The organism is Rhizobium sp. 1399, from assembly GCF_031455475.1.
GTDB lineage: Bacteria > Pseudomonadota > Alphaproteobacteria > Rhizobiales > Rhizobiaceae > Rhizobium.
In genome coordinates this window covers 1-16144 of record NZ_JAVDSU010000006.1, presented here as the reverse complement: position 1 = coordinate 16144, position 16144 = coordinate 1, and the positions used below count along the sequence as shown (strand labels likewise).

At 60.6% G+C, this 16144-nt stretch carries 14 protein-coding genes and 1 pseudogene; 5 read left to right on the top strand and 10 right to left on the bottom strand.

Features of this window, described 5'->3' with window-relative positions; genetic code table 11:
- Nucleotides 1–31 precede the first annotated feature (31 nt).
- Both J2X71_RS19435 and J2X71_RS19430 read left to right on the top strand, forming a co-directional pair.
- Nucleotides 32–955: a LysR family transcriptional regulator gene (locus J2X71_RS19435; RefSeq protein ID WP_310384022.1), complete on the top strand. Its 924-nt coding sequence runs from the start codon at nucleotides 32–34 to the stop codon at nucleotides 953–955.
- 7 nt (nucleotides 956–962) lie between these two features.
- Entirely contained in the window at nucleotides 963–2357 is a 1395-nt protein-coding gene (locus J2X71_RS19430; protein ID WP_310384020.1) for an amidohydrolase family protein, read from the top strand.
- Here J2X71_RS19430 and J2X71_RS19425 read toward each other — a convergent pair.
- On the bottom strand, nucleotides 2330–3265 hold the full coding sequence (locus J2X71_RS19425; RefSeq protein WP_310384018.1) for a dihydrodipicolinate synthase family protein: 936 nt from the start codon (nucleotides 3263–3265) through the stop codon (nucleotides 2330–2332). The two genes, J2X71_RS19430 and J2X71_RS19425, sit on opposite strands and share 28 nt — an antisense overlap.
- The gene (gene fdxA / locus J2X71_RS19420) at nucleotides 3262–3627 is read right to left on the bottom strand and encodes a ferredoxin (protein WP_310384017.1); all 366 of its coding nucleotides are present in this window, start codon (nucleotides 3625–3627) and stop codon (nucleotides 3262–3264) included. Before fdxA ends, J2X71_RS19425 begins: the two co-directional genes overlap by 4 nt.
- A 245-nt stretch (nucleotides 3628–3872) precedes the next feature.
- Here fdxA and J2X71_RS19415 point away from each other — a divergent pair, with 245 nt between their 5' ends.
- Both J2X71_RS19415 and J2X71_RS19410 read left to right on the top strand, forming a co-directional pair.
- A complete protein-coding gene (locus J2X71_RS19415; protein WP_310384712.1) occupies nucleotides 3873–4304 on the top strand; it encodes a mobile mystery protein A in 432 nt (143 codons plus the stop codon).
- Nucleotides 4301–4897: pseudogene (locus tag J2X71_RS19410) on the top strand (mobile mystery protein B). The gene J2X71_RS19415 and the pseudogene J2X71_RS19410 overlap by 4 nt, the downstream one beginning before the upstream one ends.
- Before the next feature lie 177 nt (nucleotides 4898–5074).
- Here the strand turns inward: J2X71_RS19410 and J2X71_RS19405 are convergent.
- The 8 genes from J2X71_RS19405 to J2X71_RS19370 all read right to left on the bottom strand — a co-directional run bounded on the left by J2X71_RS19405 (nucleotide 5075) and on the right by J2X71_RS19370 (nucleotide 14462).
- Entirely contained in the window at nucleotides 5075–6514 is a 1440-nt protein-coding gene (locus J2X71_RS19405) for a M20 family metallopeptidase (protein ID WP_310384015.1), read from the bottom strand.
- Between the two features lie 125 nt (nucleotides 6515–6639).
- Nucleotides 6640–8181 (bottom strand): ABC transporter substrate-binding protein, encoded by a 1542-nt coding sequence (locus J2X71_RS19400; protein WP_310384014.1) that lies wholly within the window; start codon nucleotides 8179–8181, stop codon nucleotides 6640–6642.
- A gap of 26 nt (nucleotides 8182–8207) precedes the next feature.
- Nucleotides 8208–9074, bottom strand: a complete 867-nt coding sequence (locus tag J2X71_RS19395) for a serine hydrolase (protein ID WP_310384710.1) — start codon at nucleotides 9072–9074, stop codon at nucleotides 8208–8210.
- 13 nt (nucleotides 9075–9087) lie between these two features.
- The gene (locus J2X71_RS19390) at nucleotides 9088–10716 is read right to left on the bottom strand and encodes an ABC transporter ATP-binding protein (protein WP_310384012.1); all 1629 of its coding nucleotides are present in this window, start codon (nucleotides 10714–10716) and stop codon (nucleotides 9088–9090) included.
- Nucleotides 10713–11531 carry an ABC transporter permease gene (locus J2X71_RS19385; protein ID WP_310384010.1) on the bottom strand — a complete coding sequence of 273 codons (819 nt, stop codon included), beginning with the start codon at nucleotides 11529–11531 and terminating at the stop codon, nucleotides 10713–10715. Before J2X71_RS19385 ends, J2X71_RS19390 begins: the two co-directional genes overlap by 4 nt.
- The gene (locus tag J2X71_RS19380; protein ID WP_310384008.1) at nucleotides 11528–12472 is read right to left on the bottom strand and encodes an ABC transporter permease; all 945 of its coding nucleotides are present in this window, start codon (nucleotides 12470–12472) and stop codon (nucleotides 11528–11530) included. The genes J2X71_RS19385 and J2X71_RS19380 overlap by 4 nt, the downstream gene beginning before the upstream one ends.
- A 177-nt stretch (nucleotides 12473–12649) precedes the next feature.
- On the bottom strand, nucleotides 12650–13555 hold the full coding sequence (locus J2X71_RS19375) for a LysR family transcriptional regulator (RefSeq protein WP_310384006.1): 906 nt from the start codon (nucleotides 13553–13555) through the stop codon (nucleotides 12650–12652).
- A 31-nt stretch (nucleotides 13556–13586) separates the two neighbouring features.
- Complete coding sequence (locus J2X71_RS19370; RefSeq protein ID WP_310384004.1) at nucleotides 13587–14462, bottom strand: LysR family transcriptional regulator; 876 nt, start codon at nucleotides 14460–14462, stop codon at nucleotides 13587–13589.
- A gap of 137 nt (nucleotides 14463–14599) precedes the next feature.
- On the opposite strand from J2X71_RS19370, the gene J2X71_RS19365 reads away from it, so the two are divergent.
- A complete protein-coding gene (locus J2X71_RS19365; RefSeq protein ID WP_310384002.1) occupies nucleotides 14600–15961 on the top strand; it encodes an MmgE/PrpD family protein in 1362 nt (453 codons plus the stop codon).
- Nucleotides 15962–16144: the final 183 nt, after the last annotated feature.

Sequence of the window (16144 nt, the reverse complement as noted above, 5' to 3'; positions counted from 1 at the left end):
GTTATAGCTTCGAGATTGCCGAGGGCTTTTCATGCATGCCAGCATTCTGAAGTATTTTGCCGAGGTCGCACGTTCCGGATCGATCCGAAAGGCATCCGAGGAATTGCACGTTGCAACCTCCGCTGTCAGCCGTCAGATCAAGAAATTGGAAGATGAGCTCGGCACGCCGCTGTTCGAGCGCTTCTCCGACGGCTTGCGGCTGACATCAGCCGGCGAGATCGTGCTGCGCCATGCCAAGGAGACGCTGCAGGACTTCGAGGTCATGAAGTCCAATCTCGGCGACCTCCAAGGAAAGAATACCGGCCGCGTCCATATCGCCGCCCTCGATAGCCTGCTCGTCACGTTTCTTCCTGATTTCATAAAGAGGTTTCACAAACTGCATCCTGCGGTGGACTTTCGCGTCCGAGCGGGAGCCTACAACAATATTTTCCATTTCATGGCCGCTGGTGACATTGATATCGGCATCAGCTTTGATCTTGCGACACCACATGACCTGAAGCTCGTCGGCTCGATCCGCACAGCCTTCATGGCCATGGTCGCTTCGTCGCACCCATTGGCGCGGGCGAAATCGGTGACGTTGCCAGAATGCGCCCAGTATAAGCTGCTTCTGGCGCTCGACAGCGAAGTCGTCAGTTCGGCGATAGCGGTCGAACTTGCAGGGCTCAATCGGGTGGGACGAACCTTGGTCGCATCCAACAATCCAATCCTCCTCAAGCCATTGATCATGTCGGGTGACGGCATTGGCTTTTTTACTCCGGTTGGACTCTGGCCGGAAATCCAGACGGGCGAAATCGTTGCCATCCCGATCCGGGATTTCAAGCTCAGCGCAGTGGATATCGGTATTTTCGTGCCGCGCGACCGGCATCTGACCCATGCCAGCCAGGCGGTCATCGAGCTGCTCAATACCGAGCTGCGCAGGTTCGGCGAGAATTTGAGAGCCATCGTCAGCAGATGAGAAAAGCATGAAGAAGATTCGCCTGTTAAAATGTCCCGGCTATGGCCCGGCCACGCACGCCGAGAGATTGACAGACCTGCCATCACTCGGCGCTGTGACTGCGCTGCCCGGCGATCTGATCATGCCGTCACCTGTCAATGCTCACGACCATGGCTACGGCATCCGCACCCTTGATTTCGGTGCAACCGACGACGCTTTGGAAGTGTGGATACCGGGCCTCAGGCTGCGACCACGAACGGATGCCTATCTCGAAGCGCTTGTCGCCTTCGGCCGACTTGCCAGAACCGGCGTCGGCGCGACGATGCATTGCCACAACTCTCTCAACGTCGATCGTCTGGTCGACGAGGCGAGCGCTGTCATGCGGGCCGCAGGCGATGTCGGCATTCGGCTTGGCCTCTCCTGCCCACTGCTCGACCGCGATGCCTGGGCCTATGATGGCGGCCCGCAGCGATTGCGCCCGTTTCTCTCCGAAGGCGATTGGAATGCGCTCGCCGGCACGATTCCGAACTATGCGCCCATTCACGCACAGCTTGATGCCGTCGAGACTGTCGCCGCCGCCAATACCAATCTGCTCGTCGATGTGCAGTATGGTCCGATCGGGCCACAATGGTGTTCGAACGCGCTTCTGGAGGCGATTGCCGAAGCTTCCTCGCGCCATGATCGACGCATCCACATGCATCTGCTCGAGAGCCCGCGCCAACGCGCTTGGCTCGACCGCCGCTTTCCCGAAGGTGTCGTTACCTACCTCGACAAGATTGGCTTCCTCTCACCAAGGCTTGCCGTTGCTCATGGCGTTCAGTTGCGCCCCGATGAGCTGGAGCTGCTTGCCGACCGCGGCGTACAGGTCGTCAGCAATCCCACGGCCAATCTGCGTCTGCGCTCGGGCGTCGCGCCCATCGCATCGACGATTGCGCGCGGTGGCCCAGCCTTTGCAATCGGCCTGGATGGTACCGGATTGGACGACGATCAGGATCTCTGGCGCGAGATGCGGCTTCTCTATCTCCTGCACGGCGGGCGAGGCCTGACCCAACAGTTCACGGCGCAAATGCTCTTCGATGCGGCAATCAAGGTCGGCCGTCAGATCATCAATGCGTCAGATGTGCAGGATTTCACCATCGTCGATTACCAGGCACTGATTGCCGACTCACTGTTCGACGATGTCGATGAGGCGGAAGTCCTCTTGACCCGCATGCGTGCCGGATTTGCAAGAGGGCTATTCGTGGCAGGTCAGGAGGTCGTGCGGGACGGGAAACTGACGGGCATGGATTTTGATGCCGCGTTGTCGGAACTGCTCGCCCAGGCGAAAGCCGATTTGCCGAGGCTTGAAAGGCAGCGCCCTCTCGTCAGTGCCTTGTCGGCGGCCACCCGCGCTTTTTATGCGACCTGGCCCGGCATCGACTGAAGCCGGGCCAAAGCAGAACATGCGTCGACCCGCGCGCCAATTCGCAAAGCGCTGAGACCTTCGAGCTTCTTTGGGTCGGTTATCGGCAATTGTGGAAGCAGGACGCAGTTCCAGACAGCATTACCGGTGCGTTTGCCGACGAGGTATTTGACTGCCGGAATGAGGGGATTGGCGGCGATCGTTTGCCGCAAGCTGCCGACATGATCGAGAAGGCCTGCATTTTCCTGGTCGTGCCAGAGACGCTGCGACGAGCGCGGATCGATATTGACTGTTGCGGAGATGCAGCCGGCATAACCGTCACGCCCGGCATCGGCAAGCGCCGTTTCGCTGCTCGGAAAGACACGAAAGCCGGCGATCTTGGCGAGTTCCCGCGCATAGGCAAGGTTGCCAGAGCTGTCCTTAGACCCATGGATCCGCTCCGGAAAGGCTTGAGCAAGCCGAGCCGCTAGGGCCGGGGAGAACTCGATGCCCGTCAATTGCGGGAAATTATAGAGGTAAATCGCGATCGGCGTTTCAGCGGTCATTCTCACCAGTTCGGCAAACCATGCGAAAAGGCCATCCTCTTCGAGAGGTTTGTAATAATAGGGCGGCAGCACGAGCGCGGCCGCAAATCCGAGATCGAAAGCCCGGCGCGTCAGGGCGACGGTCGTTTCAAGATCTGGCGTGCCGGTACCGACCATAAGTCTGCTGCCATCCAGCCCTTGCGCCGCCGTCGTCATCAAGGCGCTGCGTTTGGCGGCGGAAAGCGAGTTTGCTTCGCCGGTCGTCCCAAGCACATTGAGGAAGTCACAGCCATTGCTCAGGCACCAGCGCGCATGCTCGAGGAAAGCGTCACCATCGATATCACCATGGCCATCGATTGGTGTCGGCACGGCGGCGATCACGCCAGCAATCCGGGTTTGCGTCATGAAAAAGCTCCTCCCATTCTATCGGATTCTGCTTTCGATCGGCTGCGATAGGCTGCCACGAAAGGATGATCGAGGCTGGTGACGCGGCTCTTATCCCAACCACCGGGGGCGCCCCATCCGGTGACGTTATCGGCAAAGAAATCGCGATTGACGTCGCGCAGGAACAGCCGGTCCGTTGGGATTTCCTCGTCCCACAAGATAGCGTCGACTGGGCACACAGAAAGGCAGAGTCCGCAATTGATGCATTCCTCCGGCTGGATGTAGAACATCCTTCCCCCCTCATAGATGCAATCGACCGGACAGGCGACCGTGCAGGCTCCATCCTTCGTATCGATGCAGGGTTCGGTAATTACGTAAGCCATGTTCTTCGCCTCATAGCGCTCTGGACGGCGCCTTCAGCAAACTATGACAAACTAGAGCGTTCTTAAGAAGCGCCGATTTTCGGCTCTTTCCTTGCCGAAACGGCAATGCTTGAGCCGAGCGAGCTCTTGGCGCCTTCTCACACGTCGGACGGGCAGAAGACCCGTCCGACAAGTTCGTTTTATCGTCGCCTCGTTTCAGAGGATCTTCTCGAACGAAGACACTAAGTGGGCACCCGAGGGGGCGCCTGCGCCTTGATGAACGACTTCGAGCGCTCCACCCGATCGACCGGTTCAGGGCGCCGCCGAAGGGATGGGTGCGCGCACTACGCGACGCGCTCGGAATGACGGGCGCGCAGCTCGGCACACGCATTGGCGTGCGACCTCAAACCGTAGAAGCCATAGAGAAGTCGGAAGCCGCAGGCACGATCCAACTCAATACCTTACGTCGCGCAGCTGAGGCGCTGGATTGCACCCTCGTCTACGCCCTCGTTCCAAACAGTTCGCTTGAGACTGTCATCGAGGCGCGCGCGCGGAAAATCGCAACGCGTGAGCTTCAGCGCGTCGCGCATACGATGCGGCTCGAAGCTCAAGGCACGGACGAGGCGGACTTCGAATCCCGCGTCCAGGCATATATCCGCGATAAACTCTCCGAGCGCGACCTCTGGAACGAGACATGACGGACCTGTTTCAGGAGCCTGAGGACGCAACACCCCTTGAACCGCAAGAGCGAGAGGGACTGCTTCAGACATGGATCACGCACCCCCGTGATCTCAACGAGGCGGAGCAGGAAAACATCGTCGAGGGTGCAGCCTGGGCGCGCGGTCGCCGGCGCGTATCGCTTGAGCGAATGCTCAGCGAGGACTTCATGCGAACACTGCACAAGCGGATGTTTGGCGACGTCTGGGAATGGGCCGGCACCTTCCGAACGACGGAGCGCAACATCGGCGTCCAAGCCTACCGTATCGGAGTGGAGCTCGCGAGCGTGTTAAGAGACGTCGGCTATTGGGTTGAACATGAGACATTTCCGTCGGACGAGATAGCGATCAGGTTCCACCATCGCCTGGTCGCAATACACCCGTTTCCGAATGGAAACGGCCGTCACGCTCGATTGGCGACCGATCTTCTGATCGAACGCCTTGGCGGCGAGCGTTTCAGTTGAGGCGGCGGCAGTCTGGCCGATGTTGGCGAACTGCGCGCTCGCTACGTTACAGTCCTTCGCGCAGCCGACAACCATGATATCGCGCCGCTGCTAGAATTCGCGCGCACCTGAGAGGCGGCGCGTTCGCCTTGAACGGATGTGAACCTGAAATCTCGAGAAAAGAAAAGGAAATCATTGAATTTCCTGTGTTTTCAACCTCCACCCAGGGAACTGTGTCATTAGTTAGCACATGTGCTTTGAAAGCCGATCATAGAGCCAACGTCAAATGTATCTTGGACCAATTATGGCTCACGGCTTTGCCGGTTTGATGTGATGTGGAATTGGGCAGACATATGCCCTTCCCTCGGCTTTCTCGGCCCATTCGTGTTTCGCCGCAGCCAGTAGCTCAGGTGATTCAATCAGAGATAGCCCCGTCGCGGCCAGCGTCTTGGCGGCGTGTGCCATCGCCTTGTGAGCCGCCGGGCTCTTGCCTTGTGCAACAACCTGCCATGTGTGCGGATTGGTGCCGATCGCCCAGGCCGGCGTCCAACATTGCGCCGTCGGCACAACCCAGCTGACATCGCCGACATCGGTCGAACCTGCGCGAAAATGCGACTGCCGTTCGAAATCCCTGAGGCCGAGATGCAGCGGGGTGGAGCCATCGACCCTTGCGTTGGAAAAGGCATCGCCCTTGATCTGGTAAAGCCGGATGCTGCTCTTGATCGCCTCGTCGGTAAACGTGTCCTGGATCGACTGGGCAAAAGCGATATCGGCCTCGTCGAAACGGATCGGGCCAAGCAAAACCATGTTTTCATGCATGGCCGTCTCAAGGGCGATATTGGGCAGGAGATTGGTCGCTGCCGTATCGAAGACGATCTCGACCTCGGTCTCGGTCATCATCGCGGCACCGCGTGCCACCTTGTGGACACGTTCGACGAGATCCAATGCCTGCGGCATTTCCGGTGCCCGGATCAAGTAAAGCACTTCCGCCTTTGCCTGAACCACATTCGCAGCCTTGCCGCCCGCATCGGTGATCGCATAATGGACCCGGCAATCCTGCGGCATGTGCTCACGCAGGAAATTGACCCCGACATTCATCAGTTCGACGGCATCCAGCGCCGAACGGCCGAGATGAGCAGCATTCGACGCATGCGCCGCCATACCCTTGAAACGGTAATAGTATTCGATGACCGCGAGATTGTTCGTAGAGCGGACGCCGTTGAAGGGGGCCGGATGCCAGGTGAGCGCGGTATCGACATCATCGAAAAGGCCGGCGCGCACCATGAAGGTCTTGCCGGAACCACCCTCTTCCCCGGGGCAACCATAATAACGCACGGTGCCGCGGAGACCGTTTTCCTTCAGGTGCTGCGCCAATGCGATTGCCGCCATCAGCGATCCGACGCCGAGAAGATTATGGCCGCAACCATGGCCCGTGCCATCCTCGTCAAGCGGCTGAGCCTTTGCGAGGCCCGCGGCCTGGCTCATGCCGGCCAGCGCATCGAACTCGCCGAGAAAGGCAACCACCGGCTTGCCTGAGCCGATCTCGCCGATGAATGCCGTTTCCATACCGGCAACGCCGCGGCGCACCGAGAAGCCGTTTGCCTCCAGAACTTCCGCCAGTGCCGCCGAAGAGCGCTGCTCCTCGAACTTCAGCTCGGCGAAATCCCATATCCTGTCGCTCAGCCGGGCAAAGTCGGGCTTCATCTCTTCGATCCGGGCGGCAATCGCCTTCACGGCCTCGTGGCTCATGGCATTTCCTCAAATGAAGCCCTGAAACGGGCACAGGTTCTCTCTCAGAGGCGATGCCGCCGCTGCTGGTTGTGGCAATAAGAAAAAAAGCCGTGCCATCGTTTGCCGATGGCACGGACATGCGGTCAGTCGACAGAGATTTCCCAGAGGCGGGCGTTGGACTGCCAGACAGGCTGCCCCTTAAGCGTCTTCGCCGCGCCCCAGACGTCGACCATGTCATAGAGGAAGATGCCCGGCATTTCCTTCAGCATCAGTTCGTGGAATTCGTCGAACAGCTTTTGCCGCTTGGCCTGATCGGCCTCGACATAGGCGGCCTTCATCAGTTCGACGGCCTTCGGATCGTCCCACATCAGCGAGGCGTTCTTGTCCTTGTCGCCGACATAGAAGGAATACATCAGTGCCGGGTCGAGGCGCGGCGCAACGGACTGTGAGATGACCTGGTAATTGCCGGAACGGCGGCGATCCACCTGCGTCGCATAGTCCAGAACCTCGATCTGGATGTTGAGCCCGGCCTGCTGCATCATGGCCTGCGCCATCACGGCTGCCGGGAAGCTCGGCACGTTGCCGCGCTTGTTGGCGATGATCGAGATCGGCTCGCCCTTGTAGCCGGCAGCAGCCAGTTCCTTCTTCGCCGCCTCGATATCGTAAGGCAGGCGCTTCTTCTGGGTTTCGTCGAAATAGACGCTGTCCTGCGAAACCATGGAGCCGTTCGCCTCGCCGGTGCCGTTCGAAGCGGCGGCGACGAGCTCGTCCAGATCGAGCGCCATTGCCATCGCGCGGCGGATATGCGGATTGCTCAGAACCTTGTCGCGCGTCTGGATATAGAAGAGGTTCTTGCCGTTGTTGCGCGCCACAATGAGCTGCATTTTCGGGTTCGTCTTGATTTCCGGGATCAGGTCCGGCGAAACTTCGGCCGTGTCGAGCACGCCCGATTCAAGGCCCGCCTTGATGGTCGACGGATCGGGAATGACCATGAACTTGATGCCATCGGCGAGCGGCCGCTTCGAGCCGACCATTCCGTCCGGCTTGCCGTCATTTTCCGGCGAGACATAGTCGGCGAATTTTTTCAGGTGGATATATTCGCCCTTCTTCCACTCGTCCCACATGAAGGGGCCGGTGCCGATCGGCTTGGCAAAGCTGCCATCGGCGGCAACACTTTCCGGCGAGATCATGCCGGTATAACCGCATTCCGGGCGTGACATCAGGCCGAGGAAGACGGCGGAAGGCTTTTCGAGCGTGATGGTGACGGTCGAGGCATCGGTCGCCTTCACATCGGCCACAGCCGCGGCCCCGCCCTTGGCGAAATCGCTAAGGCAGGTCCATTTCGTGTCCGGCTTCAGGTACCGGTTCCAGTTCCACACCACGTCGTCGGCCGTCATCGGCTTGCCATTGTGGAATTTCACGTCCGTCCTGAGCTTGAACGTATAGGTCAGGCCGTCAGCCGACATGTCGACGCTTTTTGCGAGCAGCGGCTTCACCTCGCCGCTGTTGTTGTAGCCGACGAGACCCTCGACGATGTGCAGGATGACGCCGTCGGTATTGCCGTCGCGGTTGACGCCGGGATTGGCGCTGCGCAGGTCCGAGCTCTGGGCAATCGTGATGTCGCGTGCAGCGGCAGCATTGGCCAAGGCGAGCAGGGCTGCGCCTGCGAGAAGAAGCTTTTTCAATGTCCTACCCTCTTTTTCGTCGTTGATCATTTGTTTGAAAAACCGTCCCAACAAGCCCGTGCGAGCCTGCCGATCGTCTCGAGCGACATCGTGTAGCCCGGCGTGCCATCCGCCATCACCTGGGGCACTTCGTCGGTGAAAGCGGAGATGATGTAAAACGGCGCGCCGTCGCGATAGACGATGCCGGCATTCATGCGGCCACGCTTGCCTGTACCACCCTTATGGGCAACGACGGTGCCGAACGGCAAACGCGAGGGAATGGCGTAGCGCAGGATCTGGTTCTTCAGCGTCTGCAGCGCATAGGCCGCCAGCTGCTCGGAGACGCCTAGTTTTTGGCGTACATCCCCCGAGGACTGTGCATCGAGGATCATCTGCAGAAGGGCCGTTTGGTCACGCGCCGTCGTCGTCGTCACCGATTTCAGCGTGTGATCGGCCGGCAAAGCGAGTGGCGGAATGAGGAAGCGGTGATGGGTTCCCGAAAGGCCGATCGACTTGCAGTAGGCATCGACCTCTTCCAGCGTCAACCGCTCGAACACCATCTTGGTGCAGACATTGTCGCTCAAGACCATCATGCCGGTGATCGCGTCGCGCAGCGAAATGACGATACCCGGCGTCAGGTAGCGGAACATGCCACTTGCCACTTCCTCGGCAAAGCGCGCCTCGTAGGTGATCGCCTCGTCGAGATCGAGACGACCGTCCTCGACAGCCTTCAGGGCCGCCATCATGATCGAGGTTTTTCGCGTGCTGGCAGACGGCGTCTCCTCGTCTGCACCGCGTTCGATCGTCTCGCCGGTCAGAAGGTTGCGGACCGAAAACCGCGTCACGAACGGCTGTGCGTCGCAGATTTCCGCCAGCATCCCGGCGACCGGTTTGGCACTGGATATCGTATCCATCTCAGCTCGCATCTCAGTTCTCCAGGCGCCATTTCAGTGTCACGCCGCCCTTGTCGTTCTGATCGAGGGCGGGAATGGCCGAGAGAAGCCGGCGCGTATAGGCCTCTTTCGGCTGGTCGAAGATCGTATCGCGGTCGCCCTCCTCGATGATCCGGCCGTCCTGCATGACGACGACCCGATCGGCCACCTGTTCGACGACGCCGAGATCGTGGCTGATGAACAGGCAGGAAAAGCCGTAGCGCTTCTGCAGGTCGGAGAAGAGGTCGAGAACCTGTGCCCGCACCGTGACATCAAGGGCAGACACCGGCTCGTCGGCGATCAGGAAGCGGGGCCGGCGCGCGACGGCGCGGGCAATCGCCACACGCTGGCGCTGGCCGCCCGAAAGTTCGTGCGGATAACGCTGGGCGTAATCGGCACCGAGCCCGACTTCTTCCAGCGTCTCCAGTGCGCGCTTGCGTTTGGCAGCCGCGTCGAGGCCCGGCACCAGCCGCAGGGCTTCCTCGACGAGGGCCAGAATGGTCATGCGCGGATCGAGCGAGGAATAGGGATCCTGAAACACCATCTGGCAGTTCAGACGGTAATCGGTCCAGTCCGCGTCGCGGGTGCGGCCCTGGAAGCGGATCTCGCCTTCGCTTTCCCGGACGAGGCCGGCAATCGTGCGTCCAAGCGTGGTCTTGCCGGAACCGGACCCCCCGACCAGCGCCACGACCTCGCCTTCATGGATCTCGATGCTGACGCCATGCAGGGCGCGCTTCGGCTTTGCCGTCTTGAACAGCGAATTGCGGCCCGGGTAATCGACGACGATATTCTGCGCCGAGACCATCGGCGCCTTTGCCGTTTCGATCACACGCGCAGCACCGCGGAAGGGCAGCGAAGAGAGGAGCTTTTTCGTATAGGGATGTTGCGGCGCATCGAGCAGATCCTCGGTGCGGCCCTGTTCGACGATCGTGCCCTTTTCCATGACGACGATACGGCTCGTGTAACGTGCGACCATTGGCAGGTCGTGGCTGATCAGAAGCACGGCCGTGCCTTCGGCCCGCGTCAGCTCGACCATCAGTTCCATGACATCGCGCTGGATGACGGCATCAAGCGCTGTCGTCGGTTCATCGGCGATCAGCAGCGCCGGTTTGAGCAGCATGACGGAGGCAAGCATGATGCGCTGGCGCATGCCGCCGGAAAATTCGTGCGGATAGGCGGTAAGCGCGCCCTCGGGATCGCGGATGCCGACACGCCGGAGCATGTCGAGAATGCGGGTCCGGCGCTCTTCCGGCGAAAGCTTCGTGTGAAGGACAAGCCCCTCCTCCAGCTGCCGGCCGATCGTCATCGACGGATTGAGCGAAGTCATCGGCTCCTGGAAGACGACTCCGATCTCGGCACCACGCAGACGGCGCAGCGCCCGATCCGGCATGGACATGACATCCTTGCCTTTGTAGGTGACCGACCCGCCGGTGACGCGGATCGCCGGTGGCAGGAGCGAGATCAGGGCGCGGGTCGCCAGCGTCTTGCCCGAGCCGCTTTCACCGACAATGCCGAAGATCTCGCCGGGAGCGATGTCGAAGCTGATGCCTTTGACCACCTGATGGCCTGTCCCTGCGACTTCGAGCGACAGGTCGCGAACGGTGATGAGCGGTTCGTTGGTCATTTCAGGCCCCTCATGCGCGGGTCGAGCTTGTCGCGGAGCGCGTCACCCAGAAGATTGATGCCGAGCAGCGTCAGCGCGATGCAGAGGCCGGGGAAAAGGCCGAGCCAGACAGCCTGCTGGATGAGCGGGCGGCCCGCCGCCAGCATATTGCCCCAGGTCGGCGCCGGTGGCGGAACTCCGAGGCCGAGGAAGGACAGCGCGCTTTCCGAGAGGATGGCCCAGCCGAACATGGAGGTGGCGAGCACGGTGATCGGCGCAACGCAGTTGGGCAGGACATGCCGGAACACCGTATAGAGCTCGCCATTGCCCATGACCCGCGAGGCTTCGATGAATTCCCGCTCGCGCAGGGACAGGACCGCTCCACGCACGACACGCGCCATGGAGGGCGTATAGGCAATGCCGAGCGCGAAGATGATGCCGTACTGATTGGCACCGAACACCGCGAGCAGTCCGAGCGCCAGAAGGATGCCGGGAAAGGCGAGAAGCGCGTTGTTGACCGCCATGATCACGCCATCCACCCAGCCGCGGGCATAACCGCTGACGAGGCCGATCAGCGTGCCGAAGAGCGTGGCGAAGAACACCGTCAGGGCGCCGATCCAGACGCTGGCGCGGGCGCCGATCATCAGGCGGCTCAGCACGTCACGGCCGAATTCGTCGGTGCCGAGCAAGTGCTGGGCACTCGGCGCGGCAAGGCGCGCCGTGAAGGAGAGTTTCATCGGATCGAAGGGCGTCCAGACGAGACCGATCGTGGCGGTGATGAGCAGGACCGCGACGAGAATGCCGCCGATCAGCCCGTTGAGAGCAAACTTTTTCATTCGGCCACCACGCGCGGATCGAACAGGGGATAGAGCAGGTCGATGACGAGATTGACCAAGACATAGGACAGCGACACGAACAGCAGGCATCCCTGGATCACCGGGTAATCGCGCGCAAAAATGCTGTCGACCATCAGCCGGCCGAGGCCTGGAATGGTGAACACCGTCTCGATGACCGCAATGCCGCCGAGCAGGTTGCCGAGGATCAGGCCGATCATCGTCCAGGTCGGGCCAAAGGCATTCTTGAACGTGTGACGCCAGAGGACAGCGCCTTCGGAAAGCCCCTTGGCACGGGCATGGGTGATATAGTCGAGACGCAGCACTTCCAGCGTCGAGGCCCGCGCCATGCGGATCAGCACACCCATTTCGTGGATGACGAGCGTCATCACCGGCAACACGAGATAGAGAAGGCCACCCGCTAGATTGTCGCCGATCGAGACATAACCGAGGACCGGCAGCCAGCCGAGCGAAAGGCCGAAAAACAGGAGCAGCAGCAGGCCGAGCCAGAAGGTCGGGATCGACAGAAGCACCGTTGCCGTGCCGACCAGCGCAAGATCGGTCAGGCTGTTCTGCTTCCAGGCGGCGATGACACCGGCCGGCACCGCAATCAGGCTCGCCAGCAGAACCGCAAACACAACAATCTCGGCGCTGACAAGAAAGCGCGACGCGACGAGCGGCAAAACCGCCTCGCCATTCACGATCGACTTGCCGAAATCCCCTTGTAGGACATTGCCGGCCCAGATGACAAATTGCTGGGGCAGGGACTGGTCGAGGCCGAGCTCGGTGCGCATGGCGGCGATCTGGTCGGGCTGCGCCATGTCGCCAAGCATCAGCGCTGCGGGATCACCGGGAATGAAGCGGATCAGCGCAAAGACCGTCACGGAGACGAGCGCGATCGTCGGAAGCGCCATCAGAAGACGGCTCAGGATGAATCTCAGCATTTTATCCCCACGATTGGCGCCCGCTTTTCCCTCGGACACCATCGGTTTCGTTGATGAGACTATGATGGTTTGAAGAAAGGTGCGCAATATTATGCAGTTTCGTCATATGTCTATGCAGAGTCCGCAGCCGTGACGGGCAAGGCCCGTACCGTGAATCAGAACACCATACTCACGATATCAAACGGCTTTTTGCGAAAGCAGTATCTGCTTTTTCAAGGCATCGCTGAGCCCCTGCGCGGCAATGGACAAGGGAACGCCACTTGCATGCGCCAAGCCGAATTCCTGTTTCGAACGGGGCAGGAAGGGCCGCTGCACGACCGGCAGGTCGCGGTAGAGATTGGCATAAAAGCTGCTGATGATCGTCACGCCGAGACCATGGGCGACATAGGAACAGGCCGAGCTGTTCGTATGGGTCTCGATCTTGACCATCTGTTTGACGCCCGCACGCTTGAACGCCTGATCCAGCGCCATGCGGTTCGGCCGCTGGCGGCCGATCAGGATCAGCGGCACGTTGCGCAGATCCTTGACGGTGATTTCTTCGAGTTCGGCCAGCGGATGATCCTGCGGTACGACGCAGACACTTTCCCCGGTCGCCACCCTGTCGATTTCGATGCCCGGCCCGCTCTCGCCCTCCATGCGCAAAAAGCCGATATCGATGACGCGTTCCTCGACCAGCCGGTTGATCGCCGTCGTCGTTTCGAAAAAAGTTTCGATGCGGACGCCGGGAAAATCGCGGATATAATCGATCAGCATGGCGGGCGCGAAATTTTCCCACATGCTGCTCGGCAGGCCGATCCGGACGATTTCCGGCCCCAGTGCGCCGTTGCGCAAATCCTCGGCGTGACCGGCCATGCGCTCGACGGCGAGCAATACGTTTTCTGCATCCCGCGCCAAAACGGCCGCTTCCGGCGTCGCGATCAGCCGTCCCCGGTCGCGCACGAAAAGCGAGATCGAAAGATCGCTTTCCAGCTGCTGCAGCATGCGGCTGACGCCGGACTGGCTGAGCCCCATCGCCTTTGCGGTCGCGATCGTCGAGCCGGTGGCGAGAAGCGTGCGCAGGACTTCTAGCTGCCTGATGTTCATTGCCCGCTCGCCCCCATTTCAAATCTCGCCCTCATGACCAGCCGGCGATGTTTTCGAGAAACAGGGCAGCGGTCTTCGAGAGCGAATGTTTTTCGCCGCTGATGAGGCAATAGGTCACCGGCAGATCGGGCTCAAGCACCAAGAAGCGCAGCGGCTTGTGGGCATATTCCCGTGCGATCAGCTCGCCGACCAGTGCGATCCCCAGTCCTTCCGCGGCCAGGGCGCAGGCGCTCGCCACCGAATGGGCTTCCAGCAAGGGTCGCTGCCGGATTCCATGCTGATAGAATAGCGCCTCGATCTGGTGACGAACCGGCCTTTCGCGGTTGAGCACGATGAGATCGTGGCCCTTCAGCTCGGCGATCGTCAGCGACGGGCGACCGGCAAGGGGGTGATCTTCATGCAGGGCGCAGACGATCCGTGACGGCAAGAGCCGCTCCTGTTTCAGGCCAGGCGTGGCAAGCGGCAGGCGCGCAAAACCGATATCGGCCTCGCCATCGGCCACCATGCGCTCGATCGCAAGATAGCTTCCCGAGGCAAGTTCGACGCGAACCGGACCGTTCGCGACCAGAAAATGGCGGATCATCTTTGGCGCCCGCGTGGATGACAGGCTGCCCGGAAATGCGATCCTCAGAAGCATGTCGCGCGACCGGCCGTTCTCCAGCTCGATCGCCGTCGTCTTCAAGGCCCGCAGACGATCCGATATGGCGCGGATTTCCGGCCCGAGCTGCAGGCCCTCGCGGGTGGCGGCAAGACGGTTCTTGTCGCGCTCGAAAAGGCGAACCCCGAGATAATCCTCCAGCTGCTGCAGGAGTCGACTTGCATTCGACTGGGAAATGCCGAGTTCGAGCGCGGCCGCGACCGTGGAGCCAGTGGCAGCGATCGCGTCATATGCCTCGATATGCTTCAAGCTAATCGCCGCGCTTGTCGCTTTCACCATGGACTGCATCACCTTCGCTAGACCTATCCGGAAACCGCATAAGATTGCGGTTAGATCCGGCTTCGAACATTTTGCGCTCAAGCAATCGCAGCGAGAGACATTCGTCAATGACCGGCATTCTTCTTAATATCGCAGGCGCGCTTTCCCGGCGGGCAACATTTTCGACTTCGGCGCGGAAGAAGGCCGCAGATGCCGTTATCGATACATTCGGATGCATGATCGCCGGCACCGAGGACAACAGCGTTATTGCGGTGACCGAGGCATTTCCCAGTGCAGGTGCAGGAGGGAGTAGCGTGCTGGTGACTGGAGGGCATTCAACGCCTTCGATCGCCGCATTGGTCAACGGGACAGCCGCCCATGCACTTGATTTCGACGACAATTTTCACCCGGCGCGGGCGCATGCATCTGCCGTTCTGGTTCCCGCACTCATGGCCGTGACGGCCGACCGCGCTGTCAGCGGCATTCAATTCCTCGACGCCTATTTGGTCGGACTGGAGGCCCAGGCCGCTGTCGGCTACGGCGTCAATCCATCTCATTACAACAGGGGCTGGCACGGCACGTCGACCGTCGGCGCGATCGGCGCGGCTGCCGGCGTGGCGCATCTTCTCGGGGCTGGCATCGATGAAATGGCGCAGGCGATGAGCCTTGCGACATCGATGGCGGGCGGGCCGAAAGGTCAGTTCGGAACACTCGCCAAACCGATCCATGCAGGCCTCGCCGCCCGCAACGCGGTCGAGGCGGCGATGCTGGCGCTATCGGGAATCGCGGGCCGTCTCGACATTCTGGAGCGGCCACAGGGCTTTCTCGACCTATTCGGCGGTGACGAGGCACGGGGCTGGTCGGATTGGCAGCCTGACGAGACGCCTGTCATAGAAAGCCGCGGCCTCGTCACGAAACTTCATCCGTGCTGCGCCTCGACACATCGGGCGATCGATGCGCTTCTAGATCTCGTCCAGGAGCACGCGCTTGACCCTGAGGACATCGCAGCGATCGACACCAAGGTCGGCATTTCAGCCGTGAAAAACCTTGCCTACCCCTCTCCTGCAGATTCGATGCAGGCGCGTTTCTCGATGCAATATTGCCTAGCGACCGCGCTGGAGAAAGGCTCACTTTCGCTTGCGGATTTCACAGCCGCTGCACTCGAAAATCCCGGCCGTCAGGCCCTGATGCAGAGGATCAGCATGCACGCCTACACGGCCGAGGAGGAGCGTGGGCACGAACGTCTTCCACACATCGTCACCCTGTCGTTAAGAAATGGCGACGTGCTTCAGAAGACACGGCTGTACGCCAATGGCGCGATGGAGATGCCGCTCACTTCCGAGCAGAAGCGAATAAAATTCGCCAACTGCCTGTCATGGCGGCAGATGAGCTATAAACATGCGGGATTTGATCAACTTGGTGACCTCTCTCGGGTCGATTCAGTCGACTCATTACTAAGCGTCTGCTTCTCCGCGACATCGACTGATTAGGCGCTATTGCCCGACCCGAGAGATAGGTGACGTTTCGTACCGGAGACATGGGTAACACTTTTCGCTTTTTGCGGGAGGTGTTGATGCCGTGGAGAGAGACTTCGGTGATGGAGGAACGTCTTCGATTTGTCGCCCGGCTGCTTGAGGGCGAAGGCATGAGCGATGTGTGCCGGGAGTTCGGCA